Source organism: Thermoplasmata archaeon, from assembly GCA_035622275.1.
Taxonomy (GTDB): Archaea; Thermoplasmatota; Thermoplasmata; order Lutacidiplasmatales; family UBA184; genus Lutacidiplasma.
Window position 1 is genome coordinate 132271 of record DASPVQ010000020.1, and the last position, 26651, is coordinate 158921.

The window sequence follows — 26651 nt, forward strand, 5'->3', positions numbered from 1 at the left end:
TGACCGTCCAGGTCGGGGAGGTTCCATGCCCGAGGTCGTGATCACGTGCGACTGGACGATGATGAGCAACCACCACGGCAAGGAGTTCCTCGGCTTCGGGACCACGACCCCGGCCTACCTCCTGCCCGAGTCGGTTTACGCCCGGATGTTCTACCCTCCGATGCCCGTCGACGAGCACGGCTTCCCGCGGCAGGCGCCGTACGGGATGCGGAAGATCGAGGCGGCCCTGATGGACGGTGGCTTCGATGCCCGCATCGTGCACCCGGGCCACCTCGACAAGTACATGCCGGGGGAGGCGAAGGTCCTCCTGATCTCAGGCCACGACTACTTCGGCCTCAACCCGCCGAGCTCTACGTTCGGCGGCGTGATGAAGAAGGAGCCGCTGAACTGCGTCAATTTCAAGCGGATGCTGACCCAGCCCGCGGTCGTCGAGGCGCGCAAGCAGGGTCTCAAGATCATCGCGGGCGGACCGTGCGCCTGGCAGCTTTCGCCCGCCACCCGGATGAAGCTGCCGTGGATCCAGGAGTTCCTCGACTCGTTCGGCGGGGTCGACGCGGTCGTCGAGGGCGAGAGCGACATCTTCGTCAAGGAGATCGTCGCGAAGGCACTGCGCGACGAGTTCCTGCCGCCGCACGTCGTCCTCAGCGCGAAGGAGGCGCCCAAGGTCGAGCAGATCTCCTCGATCCGCTTCCCGAGCGTCAACGGGCTCATCGAGATCGGCCGGGGCTGCTGCCGCGGCTGCTCGTTCTGCTCCGTCACGACGCGACCGACGCGCTGGTACCCCCTCGAGAAGATCGAGGAGGAGCTGAGGGTCAACGCCCGGCTCGGGATCCGCAAGGGCCTGCTGCACTCGGACGACGTCTACTTCTACGGCAGCCCGAACGTAATGCCGCACGAGGACAAGCTGATCCCCCTGCTCCGGCTCGCCAAGCGCTACTACGAGCAGGTCGGCTGGAGCCACGTCGCGGTCGCCTCCCTCATGACGAAGCCCAAGCTCCTGTCGAGGTGCGCCGAGGTCCTCGTCGACGACAAGCAGACCTGGTGGGGGGTCGAGGTCGGCGTCGAGACCGGCTCGCCGCGGATGATCACCGCCGCGATGCCGGGCAAGGTCGCGCCGTTCAAGGCGTCGCAGTGGCCCGAGCTCGTCGTCCAGGCGGCGGGACTGATGAACGACAACCACGTCTATCCCGCCTGCACGTTCATCGTCGGCCTGCCGCAGGAGACGGAGGACGACGTCGCGCGGACGATCGACCTGATCGACGACCTGTGGGACTTCAAGGCGATCCTCGTTCCGATGTTCTTCGTGCCGCTCGGGCACCTCAAGTCCCGCGACTGGTTCCGCCGGGACCGTCTCTCGCCGCTCCAGGAGGAGCTGTTGAAGCGCGCCCTCACGCACGGGCTGCGGCAGTCGCGCGGGCTGCTCAACGACTTCTTCGACTGGGAAGGCAACCACACGCGGCTCTACCGCGCGTCCTTCCGCCTGTTCATCAACTTCCTCGAGGGGATCACGAAGATGCACGGGCTCTACAGCCCGTCGCCGAAGCAGGGCCGCGACATCGTCGACCCGAACCGGTACCCGGATCGCCTCCCGGTCCCGACGATCCCGGTGCGCGAGTAGTCGCTACGCCTCGTCCTCCGGGAACGCCGCCTCCTTCGCGGAGGACGGCGGGCCGGGCGGGCGCGGCCGTTGCCGATAGACGCTCGGCTCGGGCACGGGCGCTCCTCCGCGCGTCTCCACCACCGAAAGATGCGTTTCCTGGCCGTTGCCGTCGTAGGCGCGCCAGGCGCCGAGGGAGTACGGGGCGCCGAGGATCAGATGGCGCTGGCCCCAGCTGCGGAAGAGCCGCAGGTCGGCGTCCGAGGGGTGGAGCGCGCCGGACGGATGGGAGTGCACGGTCCCGGCGACCGACAGGTCCGCGTGCAGCATCCAGAGCTGGAAGTTCGCGTGCCGACGCCCGGCGACGGTGCCGGGCAGCAGCAGCAGCTCGCTGATCACCCCCGGCGGGTCGGCGCGTAGCACCCCCCCGAACTCGTTCGGGTAGGCCGAGCGCGCGCTCGCGAGCGCGCTATCGAGCGCCGCGCGGGTGATGGTGGTGGGCGTGTCGCCGAGGCGCGCGCCGCCCTCCGGCCGCCTACGGTGGGGGCGGAAGATCGGCAAGGGCCGGGCCCTCCTCGGCGAACTCCTCGGACCAGGGAAGGATCCGCTTGCCCTGGAGCCGGTGGAAGAACTGCGAGCCGAATCGCACCAGAACCGCGCGCCGGGGGGAGCGGTAGATCGTCACCGGCTGCGTCGGGGTGACCGGGAACTCATCGTCGCCGTCGGCGACGACGATCGCCCCCGGGCCCTCCTCGACCGGCCGCAGTCGCACCGAACGTAACGGCTCGAGCACGACCGCGCGCGGGTCGGTGCGGAACGGGGCGATCGCGATCAACAGGATGGCGTCGACCGCGCTGTCGACGATCGGCCCGCGCGAGCTCAGCGCGTAGCCGGTAGAGCCGGTCGGGCTCGCCACGATCAGCCCGTCGGCCCGCAGCCGCCCGGCGACGTGGCCGTCGAACGCGAGCTCGAACCACCCCATCTTCGCGACCGCCGCCGAGTGCACGACGAACTCGTTGGTGGCGTCCGGTAGCATCTTCGTGCCGATCTGGGCCGCGAGCTTCATGCGCTCCTCCAGGAAGTACAGGCCCCGGAGCAGCCGCTCGACGGCAAAGTCGATCTCCTTCGGGCGGCGGGCCTCGACCTCGGCGAGGACTCCGACCGTTCCGGCGTTGATCGGCAGCAGCGGCACCTCGGTGCGCCGCAGCGCGTGCAGGAACGTCCCGTCGCCACCGATCGCGACGACGACGTCCGCCCCGAGGCGCGAGAGCGGGGCGTGCGGCCGGCGCGGCGCGACCGCCGGGATCTCGTCGCTGAGCACGAGCTCCGCCCGGTCTCCGACGAGCTCGACCACCCGCTCGGCCAGGGCGAGGGCGTGCGGTTTCTCCGGATGCGCCGTGAGGCCGATCCTCACAGGTAGTTCGCCTCCAGCGTCCTTCGGAAGGCGGGGTCGCCCCAGGCCAGCACGCTCGTGCGGCGCTCCAGGCCGAGCGGGAACGGCTCGAGGCTGTGCCCGGTCGCGTCCGCGATCCCCCCGCCGGCCTCCAACAGGATGCGGTAGGCCGCGGCGAGGTCGGTCGCGCGCAGGTTGCGCTCCTCCGTTCGGTTCTCGAAGAAGTAGCCGTCGGCGCTGCCCTGCGCCACCATGAGGATCTCCTGCGAAGCGCAGCCGAGCGACCGCACCCGCCGTGCCTTGCCGGCGAGCCGGAGCGATCGCTCGGTCGCGTTGGAGCCGAGATTGAGGAAGACGGTCTCGGTCCGGGCGTCCCAGGCGCGCACGCGGATCGGACGGCCATCGCGGAACGCGCCGGTCCCTTCGGCCGCCCACCAGGTCGTCCCGTGGTGAAGATCCCGGACGAGGCCGGCCTCGATCCCGGCCAGGTGGTCGTGGCCGAGGGCGAGGCAGACGGCGTAGAACGGACGGTTGCGCAACGCGTTGTGGGTGCCGTCGATCGGGTCGACGACGAGCGTCCGCGCGCCGCCCCGCTCCACGCGCCCTATCTCCTCGGACAGCAGGTTCCAGTCGACCCCCTCGGCGTCGAGGACGCGAAGGATCTCCGTCTCGGCCAGGTGGTCGAGCTCTTCGGTCGGGGTGCCCGAGGCGCCGATCGCGACGACGTCGGCCCGGTGCGGAGAGCTCTGGGCGTCCCGGACGATCTCGTGCACCCGGACGCTCGCCCGGTAGAGGACCTCGAGGTCGCGGGGGTCGCGCCCGGCCACGCGGCCGGGACGTGGGTCGCGGTTATGACGCCTTCTCGGCGGGCGGATTACGTTATGTCGCCCCACCGTACGCGGACGCGATGGACCTCCAGTTCCTCGGAGGGGCCTCCGAGATCGGCTCCCTCGGCCTGGTCGTGCGCGATCAGGGCCGAACCCTGCTGTTCGACTACGGCATGACGCCGACCGACCCGCCGTCGTACCCGCGGCCGGCGCCGACGAGCGTCGACGTGGCGTTCCTGTCGCACGCGCACCTCGACCACTCCGGCATGACTCCGGTGCTCAGCCGGCTGCCGCGCGCGCGGATCGTGGCGACCCCGGTCACGATCGCCGTCGCGGACCTCCTCACCCGGGACGCGCTGAAGGTCGCCCGGCTCGAGGGGTACCTCGCCCCGTACACCCCGCAGGACATCCACGCGCTGCACGGCCGCTTCACGGCGGTCGACCGGCGGGGAACCTTCCGCCACCACGGCATCGAGGTAGAGCTCACACCGGCCGGGCACATCCCCGGCGCCTCGATGATGCTCTACCGGGGTGCGAAGGACGTGCTCTTCACGGGCGACCTTCAGACGATCCCCACGCACCTCGTGGGCGGGGCCGAGCCGGTGGAATGCGACATCCTGGTGATGGAGTCGACCTACGCCGGTCGCGAGCACCCGGACCGGAAGGAGACCGAGCGCCGCTTCCGCGACCAGGTCGCCGAGACGGTTGAGCGCGGCGGCAAGGTGATCGTCCCGGCCTTCGCCGTGGGGCGCGCGCAGGAGGTGCTGATGGCGCTCGCATCGTCCGGCTTCGAGACGTACCTCGATGGCATGGCGCGGGCGGTCAACGAGATCTACCTCAGCGCGCCGGAGTACCTCGCCGACGCCCGGCGCTTCCGTCGCGCGCTGGAGGGGGTCCACGTCGTCGAGCACCCGGGCGAGCGTCGCAAGGCGCTACGCGAGGCCGACGTGATCGTGACGACCGGCGGAATGCTCGACGGCGGTCCGGTGCTCTACTATGTCGGCGAGCTGTACCGCGATGCGAACAGCTCGATCTTCCTGACCGGCTTCCAGGTCGAAGGCTCGAACGGTCGCCAACTGCTCGACGAGGGGACCCTCACGATCGATGACACGACGATCCACCCCGCGTGCCAGGTCGAGAAGTTCGACTTCTCGGCCCACGCCGGCCACTCCGATCTCGTGCGGCTCGCGCGGGAGAGCCGGGCCCACACCGTCGTCCTGATGCACGGGGACCACCGCGAGGCGCTGCGCGACGCCCTTCCGAGCTCTGTCAACGTCCTCCTGCCCGAGAACGGGAAGTCGTTCTCGCTCTGAGCGCCGGGGCGCCCGCTACGCCGCCCGTGACGCGACGCGGACGCGGTGCGCCGCCGCGACGCGTCCCCCGCGGCCCGCGCGAAACAGCGCTGCCGCTCCCCCCGCGGCGACCGCCGCGGTGCCGAGGAGGCCCCAGGGGCTGACCACGACCCCCGTGCCGGCGGCGAGCCCGACCGACGCCAGCGCCCAGCTGAACGACCAGAGGAAGAGGACCGCGGCCACCAGGAGGTAGACGAGCGAATCGTCGTGGCGCGCGACCTCCCTCCGCGCCGGAGCAGCGCCGAGGCGGCGGCCCTCCGCGCGCCCCGCGAGGTAGACCAGGACAGCGCCCGCCGTCATCAGGCAGACCGCCGCGAGGAGCCAGCCGAGGTCGAAGGCGAGACCGACGAACTGGAGCGTAACGGGGGGGCCGAGATTCCCAGCGGTGGACGAACCGCTCGAGACCACCGTGACGTAGACCGATCGGACGGCCGCGGCCAGTCCCGCCGTGACGAGCCCGCTCCCGCCCGCCAGTCGGAGCGCCACCGACCCGCCCATCGCACTTCGCTATGGCCCTGCCCGAGTTTAGCTTCTTCCGCGCCGGCGGAACGCCCGCCCTCCACTCCTGCGGTGGGCGGGCGTCTACCGGCGCTTACGAGGACTCCGGCGGGCGGGCGGTGCGTCGGCGCCATCCGCACGGTCGGCGCCGCGGGAGACCCCCGAATTGTCGATCGCCTCGGGAGTCTCCACGAGCTCCTCCTGCACCGGCGGCAACTCCCCCCTCGGCCGCAGCTGCGGACGCAGTGTAGCCCAGAGGGCGTCGATGCCCGCGCCAGTTACGGCCGAGACCCGGAGCCGACCGGTCTCCTGCGTCGCGAGGTCGGACTTGGTCTCGACCGCGATGATCGGGGTCCTGGGAAGCTCTTCCCGCCACCGCTCGAGCAACGCCTCCTGCTCGGCGACGCTGTAGCCCGAGCGGCCGGTCGGATCGATCACGAACAGCACGACCGTGGCGGCGCGGTGGACCGCGGTCGAGGCCTCGCGCTCGGCCGGATTCGCCCGATCCGTGCGCCCCAGCACCCCCGGCGTGTCGAGCACCTGGAGTCGGTCGAAGCCCAGGTCCGCGTGACCGACCGCGATCGACAGTGTCGTGAAGGGGTAGTCCGCGATCTTCGGACGGGCGCTCGAGAGCCGCGCGACCAGCGAGGACTTGCCGACGTTCGGGAAGCCGGCCACCACGAGCGTGGGCGCGCCGGGCTCGAGCTGGGGACGACGGCGCAGGAACGCGGTGATCTCCCTCGCCCGGGCAAGATCCGGGTCGACCTCGCGGACGAAGCTCGAGACGCGGCCGTAGAAGGCGCGGACACGCTCCCCGAGCTCCTCGGGTCCGGAGGCCCGGGCGATCCCGCGCTCGGCCTCGCGGGCGAGCCCGCGGATCCGTTCCTCGGCGCGCCGAAGGCGCGTGACCGATCGCGCCAGCACCCCCCGTCCGAGCGTCTCGTCGACCAGCGTCTGCTCGAACTCGGTCAGCCGGGGGGGCGACAGCCGCCGGGTCTCCAGGCGCAGGTGCCGTACGATGGTCGCGGCGCTGCGGACGATCTTCAGCCGCGCACGGAGCCGGTCCCGCGCCGCCTTGGTCTCCCCGTGGGGGGTGGCGAGCGAGGCGCGATGGAAGGCGGTGTCGAGGATCCCGACCGACGCGGGCGCTCGCGCGGGCGCTCGGCGCGCCGGACGAACACGGCTGGTACCCATGGTCCGCCCGCCTCGGTCGGGCACGCGGTAGCGGCGATTACCTTTGTCCCACGGCCGCGAGAGTCCGAAGCGATTTATGGCACGGCCGACTCGGCCGACCTCCGGGGAGAGGCGTGCCTCGCTGGATCCGCGACGAGCCCGGCGAGGAGGCGGCCCTCCTGTCGGCGCTCGGGATCTCGTCCGTCGACGAGCTCTTCGCCGATGTGCCCAAGAAGGCGCGCGTCGGACGGCTCGGCGTCGGTCCAGGGCACGAGGAGCGCGAGGTCGTTCGCGAGATCGACCGCCTGCTCGATCGCAACAAGCCGCTCGCTAAGTTCGCGAGCTTTCTCGGAGGCCGGATCGCCCCGCGATACTCGCCGGCCGCGGTCGACGCGATCGTCTCGCGCAGTGAGTTCTACACGTCCTACACGCCCTACCAGCCTGAGGCCAGCCAGGGGATGCTCCGGGCCCTCTTCGAGTTCCAGAGCCTCTGGGTCGAGCTGACCGGGCTCGACGTCGCCAACGCGTCGCTCTACGACGGTGCCACGGCGGAGGGCGAGGCGCTCCTGCTCTGCCGCCGGGCGCACGAGGGACGCCGGTTCCTCGTCCCCGCGAGCCTTCCCTGGGAGGAGAAGAGCGTCCTCGCCAACTACGCGAGCGGCCCGAACCTCTCGCTGGAGGAGGTCCCGTTCGACGGTCGGACCGGCCGCATCGACCTCGACGCCGTGCGACGGGCGGTCGCGGGCGGGGAAGTCTTCGGCATGCTGGCGGACGTGCCGAACGGCTTCGGCCACTTGGACGAAGGGATCGCGGACCTGAAGGCGATCCTGGGGTCGATCCCGCTCGTCGTCGCCGCGGATCCCCTCTCGCTCAGCGTACTCGAGCCGCCCGGCCGCTACGGCGCGGACGTGGTCGTCGGCGAAGGCCAGGGCTTCGGGATCCCGCCATCGTTCGGCGGCCCGCTCCTCGGGCTGTTCGCCTGCCGCCGAGAGCTCGTGCGGCTCGCGCCCGGCCGGATTGTCGGCGCGACCCGGGACGTCGCGGGCCGGCCGGCCTTCGCTCTCACGCTACAGACTCGGGAGCAGCACATCCGGCGCTCTCGGGCCACCTCGAACATCTGCACGAACCAGTCGCTGATGGCGCTCGCGTTCGTCGTCTACGCCACGGTGGTCGGCCCGCGAGGGCTTGCCGCCCTCCAGGCCTCGCTCGCCGAGAAGGCACGGACCCTTTCGAGCGGCCTCGCCGGGGTGGACGGAATCCAGTCGCCCCGGTTCGACGCGCCGTACCTCGGCGAGTTCTCGATCGAGCTCGCCCACGTCGACGCCGCCGAGTTCCTCGAGCGCCTGCGACGCAAGAAGATCCTGGGGGGGCACTCCCTCGCCGACCCCCGCCCGGGTGCGAGCCCGAGCCCGGCGCGGGTGCTCGTCGGGGTCTCGGAGGCCGTGGGCGATCGCGAGATCCAGAAGTACGTCCGCTCCGCGCGCAGCGCGGCGACGGCGCGGCAGGGGCCATGAGCTTCCGTCAGGCCCGCTGGGACGAGCCAAATGTCTGGGACCTCGTACCGGAGTCGGAGGCGGCAGCGCCGGCGCCGATCCCCGGGGTCCCCGAGCGACTTCGCCGCAAGGAGGCGGTCCGGTGGCCCGAGCTCTCCGAGCTCGAAGTCGTGCGCCACTACACCCGCCTGTCCCAGATGAACTTCGGGATCGACACGTCGCCCTATGCGCTCGGCTCCTGCACGATGAAGTACAATCCGAAGGTCTCCGAACTGCTTGCGCGACGTGCGGGGGCGGCGGACCTCCATCCGTACCAGCCGGAGGCGACGACCCAGGGCGCGCTCGAGATCCTCTGGCGGCTCGAACGTCTCCTCGCCAAGGTCACGGGCCTCCCCGAGGTCTCGCTGCAGGCGGCCGCGGGCGCGCACGGCGAGTGGGCCGCCCTCCTCATGGTCCGGGCCTACTTCCGCGACCAGGGCACCCTCGCGCAACGCACGGAGGTCCTGTTACCGGACACGGCGCACGGCACGAACCCCGCCTCGGCGATGATGGCGGGCTTCACGACCCGCGAGCTCCCGTCGACGGAAGGCTGCGTCGATCTCACGGCACTGCGCTCCGCCGTTGGCGACCGGACGGCCTGCTTCATGCTCACGAACCCGAACACGGCCGGCCTCTTTGAGAGCGACATCCTCGAGATCGCCGAGATCGTTCACGGGGCGGGCGGCACCCTCTACTACGACGGCGCGAACCTCAACGCGATCCTCGGGATCACGCACCCCGGTCGCATGGGCTTCGACGTCGCGCACCTGAACCTCCACAAGACGTTCGCGACCCCGCACGGGGGCGGGGGTCCCGGCGCCGGGGTCCTCGCGGCGGGAGAGACGTTCGGGCCGTACCTCCCGGTGCCACGCGTGGTGAAGGAGGGGCGGCGGTTCCGCCTCGACTACGACCGTCCGAAGTCGATCGGCAAGATCAAGGCCGCCTACGGCAACTTCGGGCTCGACCTGCGGGCCTACGCCTTCGCGCTGACTCACGGCGAGGAGGGCCTGAAGCACGTCGCCCGCCGCGCCGTCCTGAACTCGAACTATCTCGGCGCCCGCCTCGGCCGCAGCCTGCCCCGTCCGTTCCGCACGCTCGTCAAGCACGAGTTCCTGCTCTCGGGCACGCCGCTCCGGGCGCGGGGCCTGCGCACGCTCGATCTCGCCAAGCGCCTGCTCGACGAGGGGGTCCACGCCCCGACCGTCTACTTCCCGACGATCGTCGACGAGGCGCTGATGATCGAGCTCCCCGAGACCGAGTCGAAGCGCGAGCTCGACGGCTACGTGGCGGCGATCGAGCGCTCGCTCGCGGATTCCGACGAGAACCTCCACGCGGCCCCTCGCTCGCTCTCGGTCGGCCGGATCGACGAGGTCCGCGCGGCGCGCGAACCGCGCCTCTCCTGGAAGGACCTGCGCGAGACCGCCCCAAAGGTTGAAGGGGCGCCGTCGGTAGGCTCGGCCCGATGAAGCCCCGCGTCCAGAAGATCTTCTCCCACCTCGATCCCGCGCCGGACGCCATCGTGCTCGCGAACGCCACCGAGCCGCATCTCGATCAGACCTTCTTCTACGTCTTCGACGTTCCTTCCGGGCTCTTCGAGGCGTCCGCGGCGATCGCCTACCCGGACGGCGAGCTCGCGATCGTCACCGCCCCGCTCGAGGCCGACACCGCGTTCGAGGCGGCGAAGCGGGACCCGCACGTGAAGGTGCACGTCGCGCCGCGGGAGGAGACCGCTCGCGAGGTCCGCAAGCTGCTCGGGAACGCCCGCTCGATCGGCCTCAACTTTCGCGAGCTCACCCACGAATGGTTCCTCAAGTTCGATGACGTGTTCCCGGATGCGAAGTGGGTCGACACCTCGAACGCGATCCGCATCGCGCGGGTGACGAAGGACCCGAACGAGCTCCAGCTGCTGCGCCGCGCGGCCGAGATCGGCTCGAAGGTCGGCCGCGAGATCCCGTCCCTCCTCAAGGCCGGCATGAGCGAGGTCGAGCTGGCGGCCGAGATGGAGTACCGGATGAACCGCTACGGAGCGCGCGGCGCTTCGTTCTCCACGATCGTCGGCTTCGGGGCCCACAGCGCCGAGCCGCACTACTCGCCCGGCGAGACGAAGCTCCAGGCGGGCGACTCGATCGTCTGCGACTTCGGCGCTTGGTTCCACCGCTACGCGAGCGACATCACGCGCTCGTTCCACTTCGGTCGTCGCGACGACGAGCTCAAGCGCGTCCACGAGACCGTCGAGCGAGCCCAGCAGGCCGCCCTCGGCGTGATCCGACCGGGGGTCGCGGCGAAGGACGTCCACGCGGCCGCGCAGAAGGTGATCGACGCGTCGCCCTGGAAGGGCCGGTTCACGCACGGCCTGGGACACTCGATCGGGCTCGCCGTCCACGACGGCTGGAGCTACGGGCCGAACGCCCAGGACTCCCTCGAGGTGGGCATGGCGTTCACCGTCGAACCGGGGATCTACCTCGTCGGACGGGGCGGCGTGCGGATCGAGGACGACATCGTCGTCACGAAGAGCGGCTACGAGTTCCTCACGACGACTCCGCGGGAGTACGTCGAGGTCGCGGCGTGAGGTTCGGGGTCCTCACGGGGGGCGGGGACTGCCCCGGCCTCAACGCGGCGATCCGCGCGGTCGTCCGGCGCGCCGCGCGCTCCGGGCACGAGACCCTCGGATTCTCGGACGGCTGGAAGGGCGTGCGGGACGACCTCGTGCGGCCCCTGCCGCCGGAAGTCGTCGCCGGAATCCTGGCGCGCGGGGGGACGATCCTGGGGAGCTCCCGCACGAACCCGTTCGCCAAGGAGGCCGACGCGGAGAAGGTCGTGGCGACCCTCGCCCGGCACCGCGTCGACACGCTCGTCGCGATCGGGGGCGACGACACGCTCTCGGCCGCGCGCGAGCTCGCTCGCCGAGGCGGCCAGGTCGTGGGGGTGCCGAAGACGATGGACAACGACGTCGCCGGCACCGACTGGACGTTCGGCTTCCACTCGGCCGTCGCGGTGGCGGTCGACGCCCTCGAGCGCCTGCGGGATACGGCGGAGAGCCACCACCGCGCGATCGTGCTCGAGGTGATGGGCCGTCACGCCGGCTGGGTCGCGCTCGCGACGGGGCTCGCGGGCGGAGCGGACGCGACGCTCGTGCCCGAGGAGCCCTACGATGAGGAGGCGCTCCTCGATCGGGTTCGGCGCGCCCTCGCCGCCCGGGGCCACGCGCTCGTCGTCGCCAGCGAGGGGATCGACCTCGGCCCGCGCAAGGGCTCGGCGGGAGCGGCGGACGAGTTCGGGCACGAGCTCCTGGGCGAGCGGGAGGTCGGGGCCGAGCTCGCCCGGAGGATCCAGCAGCGGACGGGCGTCGAGTCGCGCAGCGCCCAGATCGGACACATCCAGCGAGGCGGGGCGCCGGAGCTGTTCGACCGCCTCCTCGCGACGCGCCTGGGCGCCGGGGCGGTCGACCTCGCCTTGGCCGGGCGCTTCGGCGAGGTCGCGGTACTGCGGGGCGGCGCGATCGTGGGGATCCCGTTCGCCGAGGCGGTCGGCGCCCCGAAGCTCGTGACGCCGGATTGGCTCGATCTCCTCCACACCTTCGAAGGCTAGCCCGCTCATGCCGGTCCGGGCGCTCTGGTACGCTCGCGGAACCCTGTCCATCCTCGATCAGCGCGCGCTGCCCGGCCGGACGGTCGTCCGGCACCTTCGCACGCTGCGGCAGACCGCCGAGGCGATCCGGACGCTCGCGGTGCGCGGGGCGCCGTCGATCGGCGTCGCCGCGGCGTACGGGATGGTACTCGGTCAGCGGGAAGGTCGCTTTTCACCCGATCGAGCGGCGGCCCTTCTCCGAGCAACACGGCCGACCGCGGTGGACCTGTTCGTCGGCATCGAGACCGTGCGGCGGGCCTGGGTCGCCGGCGAGGACGTGGTCCGCGCCGCCGATGACTACCGCGCCCGGATCGTCGAAGAGTGCCACCGCATCGGCACCGCCGGCGCGCCCCTCCTGCGCTCCGCCGAGCGGGTGCTCACGCACTGCAACGCGGGCGCGCTCGCGACGGTCGAGTGGGGCACTGCGCTCGCCCCGATCCGCGTCGCCCGGGACCGGGGCGCCCACCTGTTCGTCTGGGTGGACGAGACGCGGCCGCTCCTTCAGGGCTCGCGCCTGACCGCCTGGGAGCTCGCCCGCGAGCGCATCCCGCACGCGGTGATCGCCGACAACGCGGCGGGCCACTTCCTGCGGACGGGCCAGGTCGACGCGATCCTCGTGGGCGCGGACCGGATCGCGCGGAACGGCGACTTCGCGAACAAGATCGGGACGTACGAGAAGGCGGTGGTCGCCCACGAGAACCGGGTGCCGTTCTACGTCGCGGCGCCGTGGAGCACGTTCGACGTCGCTCGGGCCACCGGCGCGGCGATCCCGGTGGAGGAGCGGGCCGAGCACGAGGTGCTGACGTTGACCGGCCGTGCGACGGCACCGGCCCGCAGCCACGCCCGAAATCCCGCCTTCGACGTGACGCCGGCGCGCTACGTCACGGCGTTCGTCACGCCGGACGGGGTCGTGCGTCCGGCCCGTCTCGCCGGCGCGCTGCGCGCGCGGGCTCGCCGCGCGTCGCGCGCCTAGCTCGTGGCGAGCGGGTGGCCCAGCAGATGCTCGCCGCTGCGGACCAGGGAACCGATCGCGGCGCTCACGTCGACCCCCAGGTGATTGAGGACGACGACGAGCGCGAGCACCCCGAGCACCGTCAGGAACCAGCTCATCATCGCGGTCATGGATCCGACCTCGCTTCCTCGCGTTGACGTTCGCGCCCTCGATAGATAAGCCGAGGCCTCCACTCGCAGGACGGGTCGGCGCCGCGCTCGCGCCCTCGCGCTGCGCACGCGCGCGGCGCGCGCGCGTGCGCCCGCGCGGGCGGCAAGTTTCATAGCAGCGAACGGTTAGGCCCGCGAGGCTGCCCTGGTAGTCTAGCGGTCTAGGATGTAGGTCTGTCGAGCCTGCGACTCGGGTTCGAAGGATCCGGGGGTCGCGCGCCCCCGGACCCGGAACTCCCGACCAGGGCGCCTCCCCGCGCGCGGGGCGCGCCGCGGCATGGACCCCTTATGCCCGCTCGGGCCTAGGCCGGTCGTGGCCGAAGGCTCGACGCCCCGCCGGTCGTCATCGCCGTATCTCTCGCACATCGTGGGCGACACGCTGCGCGACCTGCAGGAGCGCCGGCTGCTCGAGCTCGTGCGGGCCGCGCCGGTGCCGAACCATCTCGCGATCATCATGGACGGCAACCGGCGCTTCGCGGGCGCCCACGGCCTCGGCATCAAGGACGGCCACGCCGCGGGCCGCGACACCCTCGAGCAGCTGCTCAACTGGTGCCTCGAGCTCCAGATCCGGATCCTGACCGTCTACGCCCTCTCCACCGAGAACCTCTCCCGGTCGCCGGAGGAGGTCGAGGGACTGATGGACCTGTTCGACCGGGCCCTGCGGGACATTGCGGTGGACGAGCGCGTGCACCGCCACCAGATCCGGGTCCGGGTGATCGGCGACCGCGCGGCGCTCCCGGCACGCGTGCAGGAGGCGATCGGCATCGCGGAGCGGGCGACCGAGCGTTACGACGCCTACCAGTACAACGTCGCGCTGGCCTACGGCGGCCGTGACGAGATCGTCGAGGCGATCCGGGCGATCGCGAGGGAGGTTCGCGACGGGGCGCTCGACCCGGAGCGGATCGACTCGACGGCCGTTTCCCGCCACCTCTACACGCGAGACCTGCCAGACCCCGATCTCATCTTCCGGACCAGCGGGGAGGAGAGGATCTCGAACTTCCTGCTCTGGCAGTCCGCCTACAGCGAGCTGTACTTCTCGGACGTGCTCTGGCCCGGCCTCACGCGCCTGGAGTTCCTCCGCGCGATCCGGGCGTTTCAGCTGCGTCGCCGTCGCTATGGGGAGTGAGCCCGAGACGACCGGGCGGCACGGCGAGATCCCAGAGCGCCCGCGCGAACAGGAACGCGGCGCCCGCGATCACCCAGACGATCGCGGCGATGAGGTACGTCCGCGACGTGCCGAACGCTCCGATGAGGAGGGCACCGCCGACTTCCGCGGCGGGCAGGATCGCGTAGCTGCCCAGGCCGTCGATGCCGTAGTAGCGACCCTGCATCTCGGCCGGCACGAGGAGCTGCGCCGCGGTGAGCCAGGCGGTCCCGGCGAAGCCGCCCAGCGCACCGAGGACGAACATCACGCCGATCGCCGCCGGCGCGAACGGCCACAGGGGCAGCGCGAGCGCGAGCACTCCCGAGACGATCCCGTACGGAACGACCCACGCCTTGCCCGCGTAGCGGACCGCGCCGAGCCGGCCCACCAGCAGCGATCCCAGGGAGAGACCCGCCACCTGGGCCGCCTGGAGCGCGGCGAAAACGAGCGCGGAGGCGTGCAGCACCTCCGTGACGTAGAACACGAGGAAGGTCCCGACCACGGTGCTGCAGAAATTGAACACCATCGCCGACATCGTCAGCTGGAAGAAGCCCTGGGCCTTCCAGAGCCAAGCGAAGCCGCCGCGCAGGTCGGCGAGATAGCCGGGGCGGGCCGGGTCCGGGACGAATCGGGGCGTTAGCATCCCCGAGATCAGCGCGGCCGAGATCGCGAACGTCGCCGCGTTCACGGCGACGCCCGTCACCGGTCCGACCGTGACGATCAGCACCCCGGCCACGGCCGCGCCGACGAACTGGAACGCGGAGCGACTGGATCCCACCAGCCCGTTCGCGTCGGCCACCTCGGATTCGGACACGATCGCGGGCACGAGCGCCTGCTCGGCCGGGTTGAAGATCACGGTGAAGCCTCCCACGACCGCGCTCGCCGCCAGCACGGTGGCCAGGTCGAAGCCACGCGTCCAGAGGACGGCGGCGACCGCGCCGAGCGCGAGCGCGCGCACGACGTCGGAAATGACCATCAGACGGCGTCGGTCAAAGCGGTCGACGAGCGTCCCTCCGAGCGTGCTCACCAGGATCGCCGGCACCAGCGCGGCGACCCCGAGGAATCCCACGTCCAGCGCGGACCCGGTATCGGCCGCGACGAGCCAGACCAGGCAGACGGCGGCGATCGAGGTGCCGGCGTACGATCCGATGCCCGCGGAGAAGATCCGGAGGAAGTTCGCGTTCCGCAACAGCCGAGCGTAGGTCGACCCCACCATGGTCCCCGGTGCCGGGGAGGGCCACGGCTCCCCGAGGATAACCCCGGCGACCGCGCTCCCGGTAGGCGGACCCGCGCCGGCCCGGCGCGGCTAGACGATCGGCTCGAGCGGTGGCTCGCGACGAGCGCGGGCCGCAAGCGCGAGTCCGGCGATGAGCGTCAACAGTCCCGCCACGGGGACCGCGAGCACCAGCGTCATGCCGAGCGGCGTCGGTAGGTAGTCCGGCAGCGGATAGACGTACCCGTGGATCATGAGCTCGAAGAGCAGTCCGAAGATGGTGACGACGGCGCCGATGAGGACGAGCGCCTTCCAGGTCGTGCCCGGCACGGTCCCCAGCGAATAGTGGCCGCCGCCGGCGAGGATCTCGTCCTGCGCGACGTCGGCGTCGAACTCTTCCGACAGCTCGGCGCTCATCGGACCCGTCCCCCAGCCCCGAGCGGTGAGATGATGCTTTCGTGAGGGCCTCGGCAGCGAGGGAGGAGCGCCCTAGCCCGACCGCGCGCCGTCGAGGGCCCGGCGGAGCCACCGCCCGCACCGCCGATAGGGGCCTACGAATTCATTAAATAGAAGGGCTTTTCTACCGAACCTGACCACCGAGTGGAACTTCGGTGGTGAGAACATGATGGCAGGGAACACGCCGATTCTGGTGCTGCGAGAGGGAACGAAGCGGGAGAAGGGGCGCGGAGCGCTCACGAACAACATCCAGGCCGCGAAGGCGATCGCCGATGCCGTGCGCTCGACGCTCGGCCCGCGCGGACTGGACAAGATGCTGGTCGACTCGATGGGCGACGTCGTCGTCACGAACGACGGGGTCACGATCCTCAAGGAGATGGACGTCGAGCATCCCGCCGCGAAGATGCTGGTCGAAGTGGCCAAGACCCAGGACCAGGAGGCCGGGGACGGGACGACCACGGCCGTCGTTCTCGCCGGTGAGCTGCTGAAGCGCGCCGAGTCCCTCGTCGAACAGAACATCCACCCCACGATCATCTCGCAAGGCTACCGCCTCGCCTCGCGCAAGGCGCTCGAGATCCTCAACCAGGTCAGCCAGCCGGTCGGCACCAACGACCTCGACACGCTCCGGCGGATCGCGGTCACCTCGATGGCCTCGAAGTCGGTCTCGTTCAACCGCGAGTCTCTCGGCGAGATCGCGGTCAAGGCGGTGAGCGCGGTCGCCGAGAAGAAGGGCGACGGCCACTATGTCGATCTCGACAACATCCAGTTGATCAAGAAGCAGGGCGGCCAGATCTCCGACACGTCCCTGATCGAGGGCGTCATCGTGGACAAGGAGAAGGTCCACGCGGGTATGCCCCCACGCGTCGAGAACCCGAAGATCGCGCTGCTCGATGCCGCGCTCGAGATCAAGAAGACCGAGATCGACGCCAAGATCGAGATCAACGACCCGAGCCAGCTGAACGCGTTCCTCCAGGAGGAGGAGAACATGCTGCACCGCATGGTCGAGACCGTGAAGAAGGCGGGAGCGAACGTCGTGCTCTGCCAGAAGGGGATCGACGACCTCGCCCAGCACTACCTCGCGAAGGAGGGGATCTTCGCGGTCCGCCGCGTCAAGAAGTCCGACATGGAGAAGCTCGCCAAGGCGACCGGGGCGAACATCGTCTCGAAGGTCAGCGAGCTGACCGCCTCGGACCTCGGCGCCGCCGCGCTCGTCGAGGAGCGCAAGATCGGCGAGGATTCGCTCACGTTCGTCACGGGAGCGAAGAAGGCCAAGGCCGTCTCGATCCTCATCCGCGGCGGCACGGAGCACGTGCTGGACGAGATCGAGCGCTCGCTCGATGACGCGCTCAACGTGGTCGCGGTCGCGGTCGAGGACGGGCGGTACGTCATCGGCGGCGGCGCGACGGCGGCGGAGCTCGCGCTCCACCTGCGCGACGAGGCGGCGAAGATCGGGGGCCGCGAGCAGCTCGCGTTCGAGAGCTTCTCGGAGGCGCTCGAGACCATCCCGCGCACGCTCGCGGAGAACGCCGGGCTCGACCCGATCGACATCGTGATCGAGCTGCGCAAGGCCCACAAGAGCGGTCACACGAACGCGGGCGTCAACGTCCAGTCCGGCAAGGTCGACGACATGGCGGCGCTCCACGTCCTGGAGCCGATCCGGGTCGGACGCCAGGCGATCGAGAGCGCCACCGACGCGGCGGTCATGATCCTGCGGATCGACGACGTCATCGCGTCCAAGTCCTCGCCCCCTCCCTCCGGCGGCCCGGGCGGCCCCGGCGGTGGCGGCATGGGCGGCATGGGTGGCATGGGCGGCGGCGACTTCGGCGAGGACTGAGCCCGCTTCCGCGAACCGCGCGAACCCGTTCCTCCGCTCCCGAGGGTTTCCCCCGGGAGCGTTCTGCGTCCGTTTTCCGGCTAACCTTTTGCGCCGGCCGACCTCCCGGGCCCGCGGAGCCGAGCGGTGGCGCGTCCGACCCGGGTGTTCTTCGTCGCCGACCTGCACGGCTCGGGCGTCTGCTGGCGCAAGTTCGTCAACGCGGCCAAGGTCTACCGCGCCGACGTCCTACTGGTCGGCGGCGACATCGCCGCGAAGACGCTGACCCCGATCTTCTCGGGCCCGGACGGGTGGACCGCGCGCGTGGAGGGGGTGCGCCGCTCCGCGGCGAACGACACGGAGCTCGAGCGGCTGGAAGCCGGGCTCCGCGACGCGGCGACGGTGCCGTTCCGAACGACGCGCGCGGAGTGGGCGGAGCTCGAGGCCCGGCCCGGCGCGCTGGACGCGGTGTTCGTCCGGCGGGCCTGCGAGGAACTCGGACGATGGCTCGACTGGGCGCGGCCGCGACTCGCGGGCAGCGGGGCCCGTCTGTTGCTCGGGCTCGGCAATGACGACCTCACGCCGATGGAGCGCGTGATCGAGGACGACCCGGTCGCGGAGCTGACGGACCTCGAGATCCTCCGCCTGGACGAGCGACACGAGATGCTGACCCTCCCCTACAGCAATCCCACGCCCTGGGCGACCCACCGGGAGCTGCCCGAGGAGGCGATCGCCCGGCAGCTCGACGACGGCTGGGCGAAGCTCGAGGACCCGGCCAACGCGGTCCTCAACGCACACGTGCCGCCGTTCGGCGCCCCGCTCGACCTCGCCCCGAAGCTGGACGCCTCGCTCACGAAGGTGATGTCCCCCGGCGGCGATCCCGAGTTCGTCCACGTCGGGAGCACTGCCGTGCGCGCCGCGCTCGAGCGGCACCAGCCCCTGCTCGGCCTCCACGGTCACATCCACGAGTCGCGCGGCACGACCCGCTTCGGGCGCACGCTGTCGATGAACTGCGGGAGCGCCTACACGGAGGGGGCCCTGCTCGGCGCCGTGGTCGATCTCGGCGAGGGTGGGGTGCGTTCGGCGGTGCTGACCAGCGGCTAGCTCACGGTCCCGTCGAAACGGTCGCCGTGCCGTCGACGGCCGGCAGTGCGTCGACCTCCTCCCACCACGGCCCCCCGAGGAGCCCGAGCCGACGCTTCGGCACGATTCCCCCCAGCCGGCGGACGAGGTCGTCCACCTGGGCCCGGGCTTTTGCCCGCTCGACCTCGGGCAATGCCGCGAGCAGCGGAGAGCGGAGGAGGAGCCCCGCGTTCAGCGATACGGTCCTCCAGAACCCGAAGTCCTTGCGCAGGAGCTCGTCGATCCGGCGCGGGGAGATCCCGTCGGCCGACTCGTCGATCGGATGATCGAGCAGCAGGGCGAGCACGTCCCGCACGTCCTTCGCCTCGGGACCGATGAGGATCTCGTGTCGCCCGAACGGCTCTAAAAAGCGGTCGGCGACCGGACCCCTCGCCGTGTCGGGGACGCGCTGGATGTACTGCAACTTGGCGAGCAGGAGCAGCGCGGGCGTGAGGGTCCCGTGCTGCTCGGGCGCGCGCCGGACGTCGTCCCGAAGGTCGATCCGATGGCAGAACCGGAACTCGTCGGCCAGGAGGTCCACGCTTCCCACGGCCACGTTCGGCCCGTCCTGGCCGAGGACCATGTGGTAGCGCAGTCGGCGGCCCTCGCTCAGCGAGTTGAAGATCCGGTCGCCCGACGTCTCGAAGATCCGCAGGGCGCTGCCCTCGCGCTCGTGCGCCGTCTCCAGGAGCCGACGCACGGCGCGCAGCTCCTTGTGCAGACACGCGAGATCAAGGTCATGGAGCGCTCGTCGCAGCCCGAGCTCCGAGCGCTGGCTGGACGGGCACCGCAGCCGATGGGCGGCGCCGCCCAGCACCGCGAGCGACACGGGGGGGTCGGCGCGGCGGGCCGCGCCAAGGAGCATCACGGCGCGGGCGACGATCGGGTCCGCGACGTCGACCCAGTCGGGCAGGCCCACTTCGGCCCGCGCCGCTTCCGGCGACGTGCGGCTCGTCAGGGGCAGCTCGAGCGAGACGCGTTCCCCGCGCAGCGGGTCGATCACCAGGCTGACGAGCTCGCCCACGAACGCGTCCGAGACGGCGAGGCCCCTTAACGGGGCCCGTGGACCGACTCAGTCCGGAGGTAACTCCTTGCTGATGAGGTCGACCGGCACTCCCCGCGCCCGCTGGATGGCGTAGGAGACGAAGTAGAGCACGATCCCGATCACGAACACGATCGGAAGGAACAACAGGTCGTTGACACTGTAGCCGCTGGTGATCCCGAGGTAGTTCCCGGTCGAGGACGCGTAGCTGACGAACCAGGACGAGGCGAACGCGGCGACGCCGACGATCGTCAGCACGGGGACCGGGCCGACTCGCGCGCGCACGATCGCCGGCGCCTGGGCGTACATGCTCTTGCGGATGAACGGGAAGAGCGCGCCCGCGAGGCAGACGATCCCGATGGCGAACCAGAACCCGAAGTTCGAGTAGCCGAGCGTGGCGTAGTCGAAGTAGGTCGGGTAGAACGTCTGGATCACCAGCGCGAGGAACGCGCCGACCGCGAGCGTGAGGACGGCGACCCACGGCACGCCGTTGCGCGTGACCCGGGTGAAGAACGACGGCAGGACCCGGTCGAACGACCAGGCGAACAGGTTGCGGGTCGGTAACACGAAGTAGATCAGCGAGAAGCCGAAGAACGTCAGGACGAGGCCGAACGACAGGAACGCCGCGAGCAATGGGTCGTGTACGATGTACGCGGCGAGGTACAGCGGGCCCGGCCAGGCCGTGCCGCCGACCGTGAAGTACTGCGAGCTGAGCCCGATGAGGAAGCCGCGGCCCATGCTGTAGTAGCTGGCGGCGTACAGTCCCGCGATGAGCGCGGCGAAGAGGAGCGGCGCGCCGAAGATCGCCAGCCCCTGCGCCCGCGTCGGGTTGCCTCGGATCTCCCCTCCGTAGTAGGAGCTGTTCGCGTAGCCGATGAAACTCAACATCGTGTAGACGACCCCGAAGAACGTGCCCGTGGTCGTGATCGGAACGTTCTGGACCAGCGACTGGTAGCTCATCCCGTAGAGCGGATTGGCGTTGTAATCGGCGGCGAACACCGACTGGGGCGTCGCGAGCAGGATGCCGATCATCAGGACGAAGACCGCTGCCGACCCGACGAACAGGCCGACCGAGACCCGGAAGATCCACTTGGTCGGGAGGAAGCTCACCGCGATCACGAGAAGGAGCACGAGCAGCCCCACCCAGAACACGTTGTTCGTCAGCCACCCGTTCGACGCCGTCCCGAGGAAGGTCGTGGCGGCGTTCAGCGCTCCCGCGCCACCGCCCGCGAGCGTGTACGCCGCGAGCATGGTCGGCACGGCGTAGAAGGCGGTAAAGTAGGCGAACAGGCCGGCCCACGTGATGAAGACCACCGAGAAGAGCAGGTTGACGCCGAGTCCCACGGACGGATGGAATATCCGACCGACGAAGATGTAGTCCCCACCCGAGCGCGGCATCGCGCTCGCCAGCATCCAGTAGACGTAGCCCACGGCGACGTTGATCACGACGCCGATCGCCACCGTTGTGATGAGGTTCGCGTTCGGGTAGAACGCGGACGCCTCCGTGATCCAGAAGAAGTTGACGATGATGCCCATGCCGACGAGGTTCGCGAGCAGAGCCGTTCGCGCGCTGACGGTCCGGACGAGGCCCGAGGACTGTCGCACGTAGAGGTCCTTCGAGCTGACGTCGCGCCGGACCGACTCGGCCGCCGGCAGATTCACTACGGTCCCCGCCGACTCCGCTCCCACGCTGGGCGACACGCCCCCTTACCCCCGTCCCGGCCCGGCGCGCTCCGCGCTACGGCCTAGCACGCCCAATCGCGGCACCTATTAACCTCATCTGCGAGCGCAGGGCCGGCCGAGGGGGCGCCATTCCGGCCGCTGACGAGCGTCGCATCGAACGCTTGAAAGGGGAGGGCGCCTACGCCGACGCACCGGACATGCGCTGGGACACGCGACTGCTCCACGACGGCCAGGGACCCGATCCGCTGACCGGGGCGGTGAACGTCCCGGTCTACCTGACATCGACGTTCGCCCAGCGCTCGCCCGGCGAGGCGAAGGGGTACGTTTACTCCCGCACCGGCAACCCGACCCGCGCGGCGCTGGAGCGGGTGCTCGGGCGGCTTGAGGGGGGCGCGGGGGCGCTCGCGTTCGGCTCGGGGTTGGCGGCGACCTCGACGCTCCTCATGGCCTACCCGAAAGGGAGCCGGATCGTCGCCGGCGACGATCTGTACGCGGGCACCTGGCGCCTGCTCCAGATCGCCCGGACCCACGGCGTCGACGTCGAGCTCATCGATACCACGGATCTGGCCAACGTGCGGCGCGCGCTCGGGACCGCGCCGACGGACCTGTTGTACCTGGAGACCCCCACGAATCCGCTGCTCAAGGTGACCGATCTCCGCGGCGCGATCGGTCTCGCCCGACGGGCCCGGACCCGGGTCGCCGTGGACAACACCTTCGCCTCCCCCGTGCTGCAGCGACCGCTCGGCCTCGGAGCCGACGTCGTCGTCCACTCCACGACCAAGTATCTCGGCGGCCACAGTGACCTCATCGGCGGCGCGCTCGTCTTTCGTTCGCGGCGCTGGCTCGAGAAGTATCGATGGTTCCAGAACACCCAGGGCGGCATCCCGAGCCCGCTCGACTGCTTCCTGGTCTTGCGGGGCATCCACACGATGGGCCTGCGGGTCCGCGCCCACTGCGCGAATGCGCGTCGGGTGGCCCGGTTCCTCGCCTCCCACCCGCGTGTCCGCACCACGCTCTATCCCGGCCTGCCCGAGCACCCCGGACACGCGATCGCCCGGCGCCAGATGGACGACTACGGCGGCATGGTCTCGGCCGAGCTGCGCGGCGGCCTCCCCGAGGTGCGTCGGGTCGTGCGCCGGTTCCGGCTCTTCACTCTCGCCGAGAGCCTCGGCGGCGTCGAGTCGCTCGTCAACGTGCCCGCGCTCATGACCCACCGCTCGGTGCCGAAGGAGCTGCGGGAGCGACAGGGGATCCGCGAGGGGCTCCTGCGCTTCAGCGTCGGCATCGAGGACGGGAACGACCTCGTCGACGATCTCCGGCGCGCGCTCGGCTAGCCGGACGGGCGCCGCGCTGCGCCAGCCACAAATACGGCACCCGCGTCGGGCGGCGCATGCCGCTGTGGGAAGATGCCCCCGATGCCTGGCACGAGGTGCTGCCCGGGGTCCATCGTCGGATCCTCGCGCACGCCCCCGATGTGATGATGGTGCTGTACCGGATCAGTCCGGGCGCCCACTTCCCGAGCCACACGCACCCCCACACCCAGAGCGGGACCGTGCTCGAGGGCGGCGGGGAGTTCCGCGTCGGGGACGAGGTCTGGCGGCTGCGGGTGGGCTCGTCCTACACCGTACCGGGGAACGTCCCGCACGAGCTCACGGCAGAGCCGGGCGGGCGCACGGTCGTGCTCGACGTGTTCACGCCGCGGCGCGAGGAGCTCCTGCACGAGGCGCAGCGCCCCCAGCGGGAGTGAACCGGTCAGCCGATCGATCGCAGGATGCCCCCGTCGACGGGGACCATCGCGCCGTTGACGTAGCTCGACCGTTCGCTCCCGAGGAAGACGATCACCCGGGCGAGCTCCGCCGGAGTCCCGATGCGCCGCATCGGGATCTCGGCCTCGATCTCCCGGGCGACCGACTCGGGCGCGACCCCGCGCCGGCGCGCCGCGTCCTCGAAGACCTCGTCGATGCGGGAGGTGCGGATGTAGCCCGGGAGGATGCCGTTCACCCGGATGCCGCGGGGCCCGAGCTCTCGGGCGAGGGTGCGCACGAGGCCGGCGACGGCGACCCGACAGACGCTCGAGAGCGCGAGGTTTCCGACCGGCTCGCGGATCGCGAACGAGGTCAGGAACACCATGCGCCCGCCGGTCGGCTGGGCGAGCATCGTCTGCGCGACGCGACGCGCGAGGTACGCCGGACTGACGACCAGAAGGCTCGCGGCCCGGGCCCAGTCCTCGTAGCCCTGCTCGAGGAACGTGCCGGGGCGCGGCGAGCCGGTCACGTAGACGAGCGTGTCGAGTCCGCCGAGATGACCGACCGCTTCGTCGACCAGCCGGTCGATCCCCGCGTGCGCCGCGAGGTCGGCCGCGACGCCGTGGACCGGTCCGTGGGCGCGCAGACGCTCGACGGCACGGGCGAGGCGCTCCTCGTTCGACGAGTTCACGACGACCCGGGCCCCCTCCTGCAGAAACGCCTCGGCCGCCGCGTAGCCGATCCCCTGGCTCGACGCGGTGACGAGCACTCGCGCGTCCGCGAGGCCCGAGCCCGACGGCACGAACGGGCTCACCCCTCGATCGCGAAGACGCGGGCCATCGCGCCGCTGCCGCCGGCGATCTTGAGCGGGCCGGCGACGAGCGTGTACTGGGCCCCCTCCCGTAGCTCGGCGAGATGGTCGAGCGCTTCGAGGATCCAGATCCCGCGGCCGAGCAGCACCTTGTGCGCCTCGAACTTGGAGTTCGAGTACGGGTCGATGCCCAGTGTGTCCGTGCCGACGCCGCGGAGGCCCTGGCCGGCCAGCCACTCGGCCCCCGCCGGGTCGATGCCGGGGAACTCGTAGAGGTAGCGCCGCGTCGGGGCGCGCTCCCGGCTCCAGTCGGTCCGTAGGAGCGCGATGTCCGGCCGCCCGGCGCTCGGCCAGTGCCGCGCCAAGGCCTTCGCCGGGATCAGAGATCCCTCGATCTCGGATCGGACGTCCAGCACGACCGCGGTCCCGACGAGGCGGTCCGCGGGGATGGCATCGACCGTTGCGCCGTTCTCGAGGAAATGCGACGGGGCGTCCAGATGCGTTCCGGTGTGCGTGAGGCAGCTCACCCGCTCGATCGAGTAGCCGTCGCGGGCGACGATCCCCACGGGCTCGAAGACCGGGAGCGGGGAGGACGGCCAGACCGGCATGTGGGTCTGGAGCAACGCGGTCAGGTCGTGCACACGTCGGGGCGCCGACATCGGGCGGGCGAGCGCCACCGGGTACAAAACGGGTCGTCGGCGCCCGACGGGGCGCTATCCCGAGCGGCCTCGATGGCGCCGCAGGAACCGGTCGAGTCGGTCGACCCCGTCGTCGAGCGCCGCGATCGGCGAGGTATAGGAGATGCGAACGTGCCGCTCCCCGGAGGGGCCGAAGGCGATGCCGGGGACGACCGCGAGCCGCTCCTCCTCGAGCAGGCTCGCGCAGAACTCGACCGACGGCCGGGCGAGGTCGTAGCGCGGGAACACATAGAACGCCCCCTCCGGCCGGACCGTCGCCAGTCCCTCGACCGACGCGAGCCGGCGCACGAGGTGGTCGCGTCGCGCGCGGAATTCCTCACGGAACCGTGCCTCGTCCGGACCTGCATTTTCGAGCGCCCAGAGGCACGCCCGCTGGAGGAACGGCGGCACGCAGGTCAGCGCGTGCTCGATCACCCGGACGAGCCGGCGGCGGATTTCTGGGGGGGCGACGGCATAGCCGACCCGCCAGCCGGTCATGGCGAACGCCTTCGAGAAGCTCCCGATCGTCACGACGGGTATGTCGTCCGGCGCGATCGACGCGGGGCTGACGTGCGTGCCCTCGTAGACGAGCGACTCGTAGGTCTCGTCGCTCACGACGGTGAGTCGGTGTTCCCGGGCGATCGCGAGCGCGGCATCGATCTCTGAGCGGCGGAGCACGCGACCCGTCGGGTTCGCCGGCGAGACCAGGACCAGCAGGCGGGTCCGGGGAGTGACGGCCCGCCGCAGCCCCGGCGCATCGATCGAGAAGTCCTCGCCCAGCGGCGCGTAGCGGGGGCGGGCCCCCGCAAGTTCAATCGGCTGCTCGAACAGGTACGTCGGATCGGGCAGGAGCACCTCGTCCCCGGGTTCAACGCACGAGAGGAGCGTCGCGAAGATCGCGAACTTCGCTGGCAGGATGACCACGTCGTCCGCTCCGGCGCGAAGGCTGTGCCGGCGCGACAGCCGATCCGCGATGGCGGCACGCAGGTCCGGCATTCCCTGGGCCGAGGTGTAGTGCGTCAGGCCCTCGTTCATCGCGCGATACGCCGCGTCACGGATGCCCGCCGGAGTGTCGAAGTCCGGCTCCCCGATGTGCAGGCCGAGGATCGTGGCGCCCGCCTGGCGCATCTGGAAGATCTGGTCGATGAGGGCGAGGATCGGCGACTCGGAGATCTCGTCGACCCGCACGGCCCGCACAGGGGCGGTGCGGGTTAAGCCCGTCGGGGTCGACCGCCCCCGCGGCGTCGCAGGTGCTCGCCGACCTCGCGCATGGCGCGGGCCCGGTGCGAGATCGCGTTCTTTTCGGCGGGAGGCGCCTGCGCGAACGTCCGGGTCCATCCCGAGGGGACGAAGATCGGGTCGTAGCCGAACCCACCGGTGCCTGCAGCCTTGTGGGCGATCGAGCCGTGCACCTCGCCGGTGAACAGCCAGTGCTGCCGGCCGTACCGGAGTCCGGCGACCGTCCGGAAGAACGCGGCGCGGGGGCGGATCTCGAGCAGCTCGAGCAGGGGTCCGAACTTCCAGACCTTCAGGAAGTGCGCCGAGTAAACGCCCGGAAATCCATGGAGCGAGGGTACGAAAAGGCCGGAGTCCTCCACGAGAACGTAGCCCGGGAGATTACCGACCGCCTCGAGCTTGGCCCGCACGACCTCGGCCAGGCTGTCGGCCTGAGGCTCGGGCAGCGCGCGCCGCTCCCAGCGGACGCGGACGCCGTAGGGCCGCAGCACCGCGCGGACCTCGCGCAGCTTACCCGGGTTCGTGCTGACGAAGCTGACGTCGGTCACG

The 26651-nt window shown here is 71.1% G+C and carries 26 protein-coding genes and 1 tRNA gene; 13 read left to right on the top strand and 14 right to left on the bottom strand.

All coding sequences use genetic code 11. The annotated features are described in order from the left end of the window. Window positions 1-25 precede the first annotated feature (25 nt). Window positions 26-1618 carry a radical SAM protein gene (locus VEL82_06065; GenBank protein ID HXW67422.1) on the top strand — a complete coding sequence of 531 codons (1593 nt, stop codon included), beginning with the start codon at window positions 26-28 and terminating at the stop codon, window positions 1616-1618. Between the two features lie 3 nt (window positions 1619-1621). Here VEL82_06065 and VEL82_06070 read toward each other — a convergent pair whose 3' ends face one another. The 3 genes from VEL82_06070 to VEL82_06080 are packed head-to-tail and all read right to left on the bottom strand — an operon-like array spanning window position 1622 to window position 3817. Continuing rightward, complete coding sequence (locus VEL82_06070; protein ID HXW67423.1) at window positions 1622-2158, bottom strand: Mov34/MPN/PAD-1 family protein; 537 nt, start codon at window positions 2156-2158, stop codon at window positions 1622-1624. Continuing rightward, on the bottom strand, window positions 2133-3011 hold the full coding sequence (locus VEL82_06075) for an NAD(+)/NADH kinase (GenBank protein HXW67424.1): 879 nt from the start codon (window positions 3009-3011) through the stop codon (window positions 2133-2135). Before VEL82_06075 ends, VEL82_06070 begins: the two co-directional genes overlap by 26 nt. Beyond that, complete coding sequence (locus tag VEL82_06080) at window positions 3008-3817, bottom strand: inositol monophosphatase family protein (protein ID HXW67425.1); 810 nt, start codon at window positions 3815-3817, stop codon at window positions 3008-3010. The genes VEL82_06075 and VEL82_06080 overlap by 4 nt, the downstream gene beginning before the upstream one ends. A gap of 80 nt (window positions 3818-3897) precedes the next feature. Here VEL82_06080 and VEL82_06085 point away from each other — a divergent pair, with 80 nt between their 5' ends. Then, window positions 3898-5130 carry an MBL fold metallo-hydrolase gene (locus VEL82_06085; protein ID HXW67426.1) on the top strand — a complete coding sequence of 411 codons (1233 nt, stop codon included), beginning with the start codon at window positions 3898-3900 and terminating at the stop codon, window positions 5128-5130. Between the two features lie 15 nt (window positions 5131-5145). Here VEL82_06085 and VEL82_06090 read toward each other — a convergent pair whose 3' ends face one another. Next, window positions 5146-5667, bottom strand: a complete 522-nt coding sequence (locus VEL82_06090; protein ID HXW67427.1) for a hypothetical protein — start codon at window positions 5665-5667, stop codon at window positions 5146-5148. Window positions 5668-5751: 84 nt separating this feature from the next. Beyond that, the gene (locus tag VEL82_06095; protein HXW67428.1) at window positions 5752-6861 is read right to left on the bottom strand and encodes a GTPase; all 1110 of its coding nucleotides are present in this window, start codon (window positions 6859-6861) and stop codon (window positions 5752-5754) included. A 113-nt stretch (window positions 6862-6974) separates the two neighbouring features. Between VEL82_06095 and gcvPA the strand changes: the two genes are divergently transcribed. The 5 genes from gcvPA to mtnA are packed head-to-tail and all read left to right on the top strand — an operon-like array spanning window position 6975 to window position 12972. Next, window positions 6975-8354 (top strand): aminomethyl-transferring glycine dehydrogenase subunit GcvPA, encoded by a 1380-nt coding sequence (gene gcvPA, locus VEL82_06100; protein HXW67429.1) that lies wholly within the window; start codon window positions 6975-6977, stop codon window positions 8352-8354. Continuing rightward, the gene (gene gcvPB / locus VEL82_06105; GenBank protein ID HXW67430.1) at window positions 8351-9838 is read left to right on the top strand and encodes an aminomethyl-transferring glycine dehydrogenase subunit GcvPB; all 1488 of its coding nucleotides are present in this window, start codon (window positions 8351-8353) and stop codon (window positions 9836-9838) included. The genes gcvPA and gcvPB overlap by 4 nt, the downstream gene beginning before the upstream one ends. Further along, entirely contained in the window at window positions 9835-10941 is a 1107-nt protein-coding gene (locus VEL82_06110) for an aminopeptidase P family protein (protein ID HXW67431.1), read from the top strand. The genes gcvPB and VEL82_06110 overlap by 4 nt, the downstream gene beginning before the upstream one ends. Beyond that, entirely contained in the window at window positions 10938-11960 is a 1023-nt protein-coding gene (locus VEL82_06115) for an ATP-dependent 6-phosphofructokinase (GenBank protein ID HXW67432.1), read from the top strand. The genes VEL82_06110 and VEL82_06115 overlap by 4 nt, the downstream gene beginning before the upstream one ends. A gap of 7 nt (window positions 11961-11967) precedes the next feature. Further along, entirely contained in the window at window positions 11968-12972 is a 1005-nt protein-coding gene (gene mtnA / locus VEL82_06120) for an S-methyl-5-thioribose-1-phosphate isomerase (GenBank protein ID HXW67433.1), read from the top strand. On the opposite strand, the gene VEL82_06125 is transcribed toward mtnA, so the two are convergent. Continuing rightward, on the bottom strand, window positions 12969-13121 hold the full coding sequence (locus VEL82_06125; protein ID HXW67434.1) for a hypothetical protein: 153 nt from the start codon (window positions 13119-13121) through the stop codon (window positions 12969-12971). The two genes, mtnA and VEL82_06125, sit on opposite strands and share 4 nt — an antisense overlap. A gap of 181 nt (window positions 13122-13302) precedes the next feature. Between VEL82_06125 and VEL82_06130 the strand changes: the two genes are divergently transcribed. Both VEL82_06130 and uppS read left to right on the top strand, forming a co-directional pair. Then, window positions 13303-13409 (top strand) — tRNA-Asp (locus VEL82_06130). Window positions 13410-13473: 64 nt separating this feature from the next. Next, window positions 13474-14286: a polyprenyl diphosphate synthase gene (gene uppS / locus VEL82_06135; GenBank protein HXW67435.1), complete on the top strand. Its 813-nt coding sequence runs from the start codon at window positions 13474-13476 to the stop codon at window positions 14284-14286. Here the strand turns inward: uppS and VEL82_06140 are convergent. Both VEL82_06140 and VEL82_06145 read right to left on the bottom strand, forming a co-directional pair. Further along, window positions 14219-15520: an MFS transporter gene (locus VEL82_06140; GenBank protein ID HXW67436.1), complete on the bottom strand. Its 1302-nt coding sequence runs from the start codon at window positions 15518-15520 to the stop codon at window positions 14219-14221. The genes uppS and VEL82_06140 overlap by 68 nt on opposite strands. A 90-nt stretch (window positions 15521-15610) precedes the next feature. Continuing rightward, complete coding sequence (locus tag VEL82_06145) at window positions 15611-15934, bottom strand: hypothetical protein (GenBank protein ID HXW67437.1); 324 nt, start codon at window positions 15932-15934, stop codon at window positions 15611-15613. 205 nt (window positions 15935-16139) lie between these two features. On the opposite strand from VEL82_06145, the gene thsB reads away from it, so the two are divergent. Then, window positions 16140-17807: a thermosome subunit beta gene (gene thsB, locus VEL82_06150; protein ID HXW67438.1), complete on the top strand. Its 1668-nt coding sequence runs from the start codon at window positions 16140-16142 to the stop codon at window positions 17805-17807. 126 nt (window positions 17808-17933) lie between these two features. After that, the gene (locus tag VEL82_06155) at window positions 17934-18890 is read left to right on the top strand and encodes a metallophosphoesterase (GenBank protein ID HXW67439.1); all 957 of its coding nucleotides are present in this window, start codon (window positions 17934-17936) and stop codon (window positions 18888-18890) included. A gap of 1 nt (window position 18891) precedes the next feature. Here the strand turns inward: VEL82_06155 and VEL82_06160 are convergent, their stop codons facing one another. Together VEL82_06160 and VEL82_06165 are read right to left on the bottom strand one after the other, a co-directional pair. Continuing rightward, complete coding sequence (locus VEL82_06160) at window positions 18892-19932, bottom strand: hypothetical protein (GenBank protein HXW67440.1); 1041 nt, start codon at window positions 19930-19932, stop codon at window positions 18892-18894. A gap of 48 nt (window positions 19933-19980) precedes the next feature. Then, window positions 19981-21651, bottom strand: coding sequence for an amino acid permease (locus tag VEL82_06165; GenBank protein HXW67441.1), 1671 nt, complete (start codon window positions 21649-21651; stop codon window positions 19981-19983). Between the two features lie 179 nt (window positions 21652-21830). Here VEL82_06165 and VEL82_06170 point away from each other — a divergent pair, with 179 nt between their 5' ends. After that, entirely contained in the window at window positions 21831-22967 is a 1137-nt protein-coding gene (locus tag VEL82_06170; protein HXW67442.1) for a PLP-dependent aspartate aminotransferase family protein, read from the top strand. 56 nt (window positions 22968-23023) lie between these two features. Then, on the top strand, window positions 23024-23380 hold the full coding sequence (locus VEL82_06175) for a cupin domain-containing protein (GenBank protein ID HXW67443.1): 357 nt from the start codon (window positions 23024-23026) through the stop codon (window positions 23378-23380). Between the two features lie 5 nt (window positions 23381-23385). On the opposite strand, the gene VEL82_06180 is transcribed toward VEL82_06175, so the two are convergent. The 4 genes from VEL82_06180 to VEL82_06195 are packed head-to-tail and all read right to left on the bottom strand — an operon-like array spanning window position 23386 to window position 26650. Beyond that, window positions 23386-24192 (bottom strand): SDR family oxidoreductase, encoded by an 807-nt coding sequence (locus VEL82_06180; protein ID HXW67444.1) that lies wholly within the window; start codon window positions 24190-24192, stop codon window positions 23386-23388. Beyond that, the gene (locus VEL82_06185) at window positions 24189-24848 is read right to left on the bottom strand and encodes a cyclase family protein (GenBank protein HXW67445.1); all 660 of its coding nucleotides are present in this window, start codon (window positions 24846-24848) and stop codon (window positions 24189-24191) included. The genes VEL82_06180 and VEL82_06185 overlap by 4 nt, the downstream gene beginning before the upstream one ends. A gap of 54 nt (window positions 24849-24902) precedes the next feature. Continuing rightward, window positions 24903-26054, bottom strand: coding sequence for an aminotransferase class I/II-fold pyridoxal phosphate-dependent enzyme (locus VEL82_06190; GenBank protein ID HXW67446.1), 1152 nt, complete (start codon window positions 26052-26054; stop codon window positions 24903-24905). Window positions 26055-26077: 23 nt separating this feature from the next. Continuing rightward, window positions 26078-26650: a non-canonical purine NTP pyrophosphatase gene (locus VEL82_06195; GenBank protein HXW67447.1), complete on the bottom strand. Its 573-nt coding sequence runs from the start codon at window positions 26648-26650 to the stop codon at window positions 26078-26080. Window position 26651: the final 1 nt, after the last annotated feature.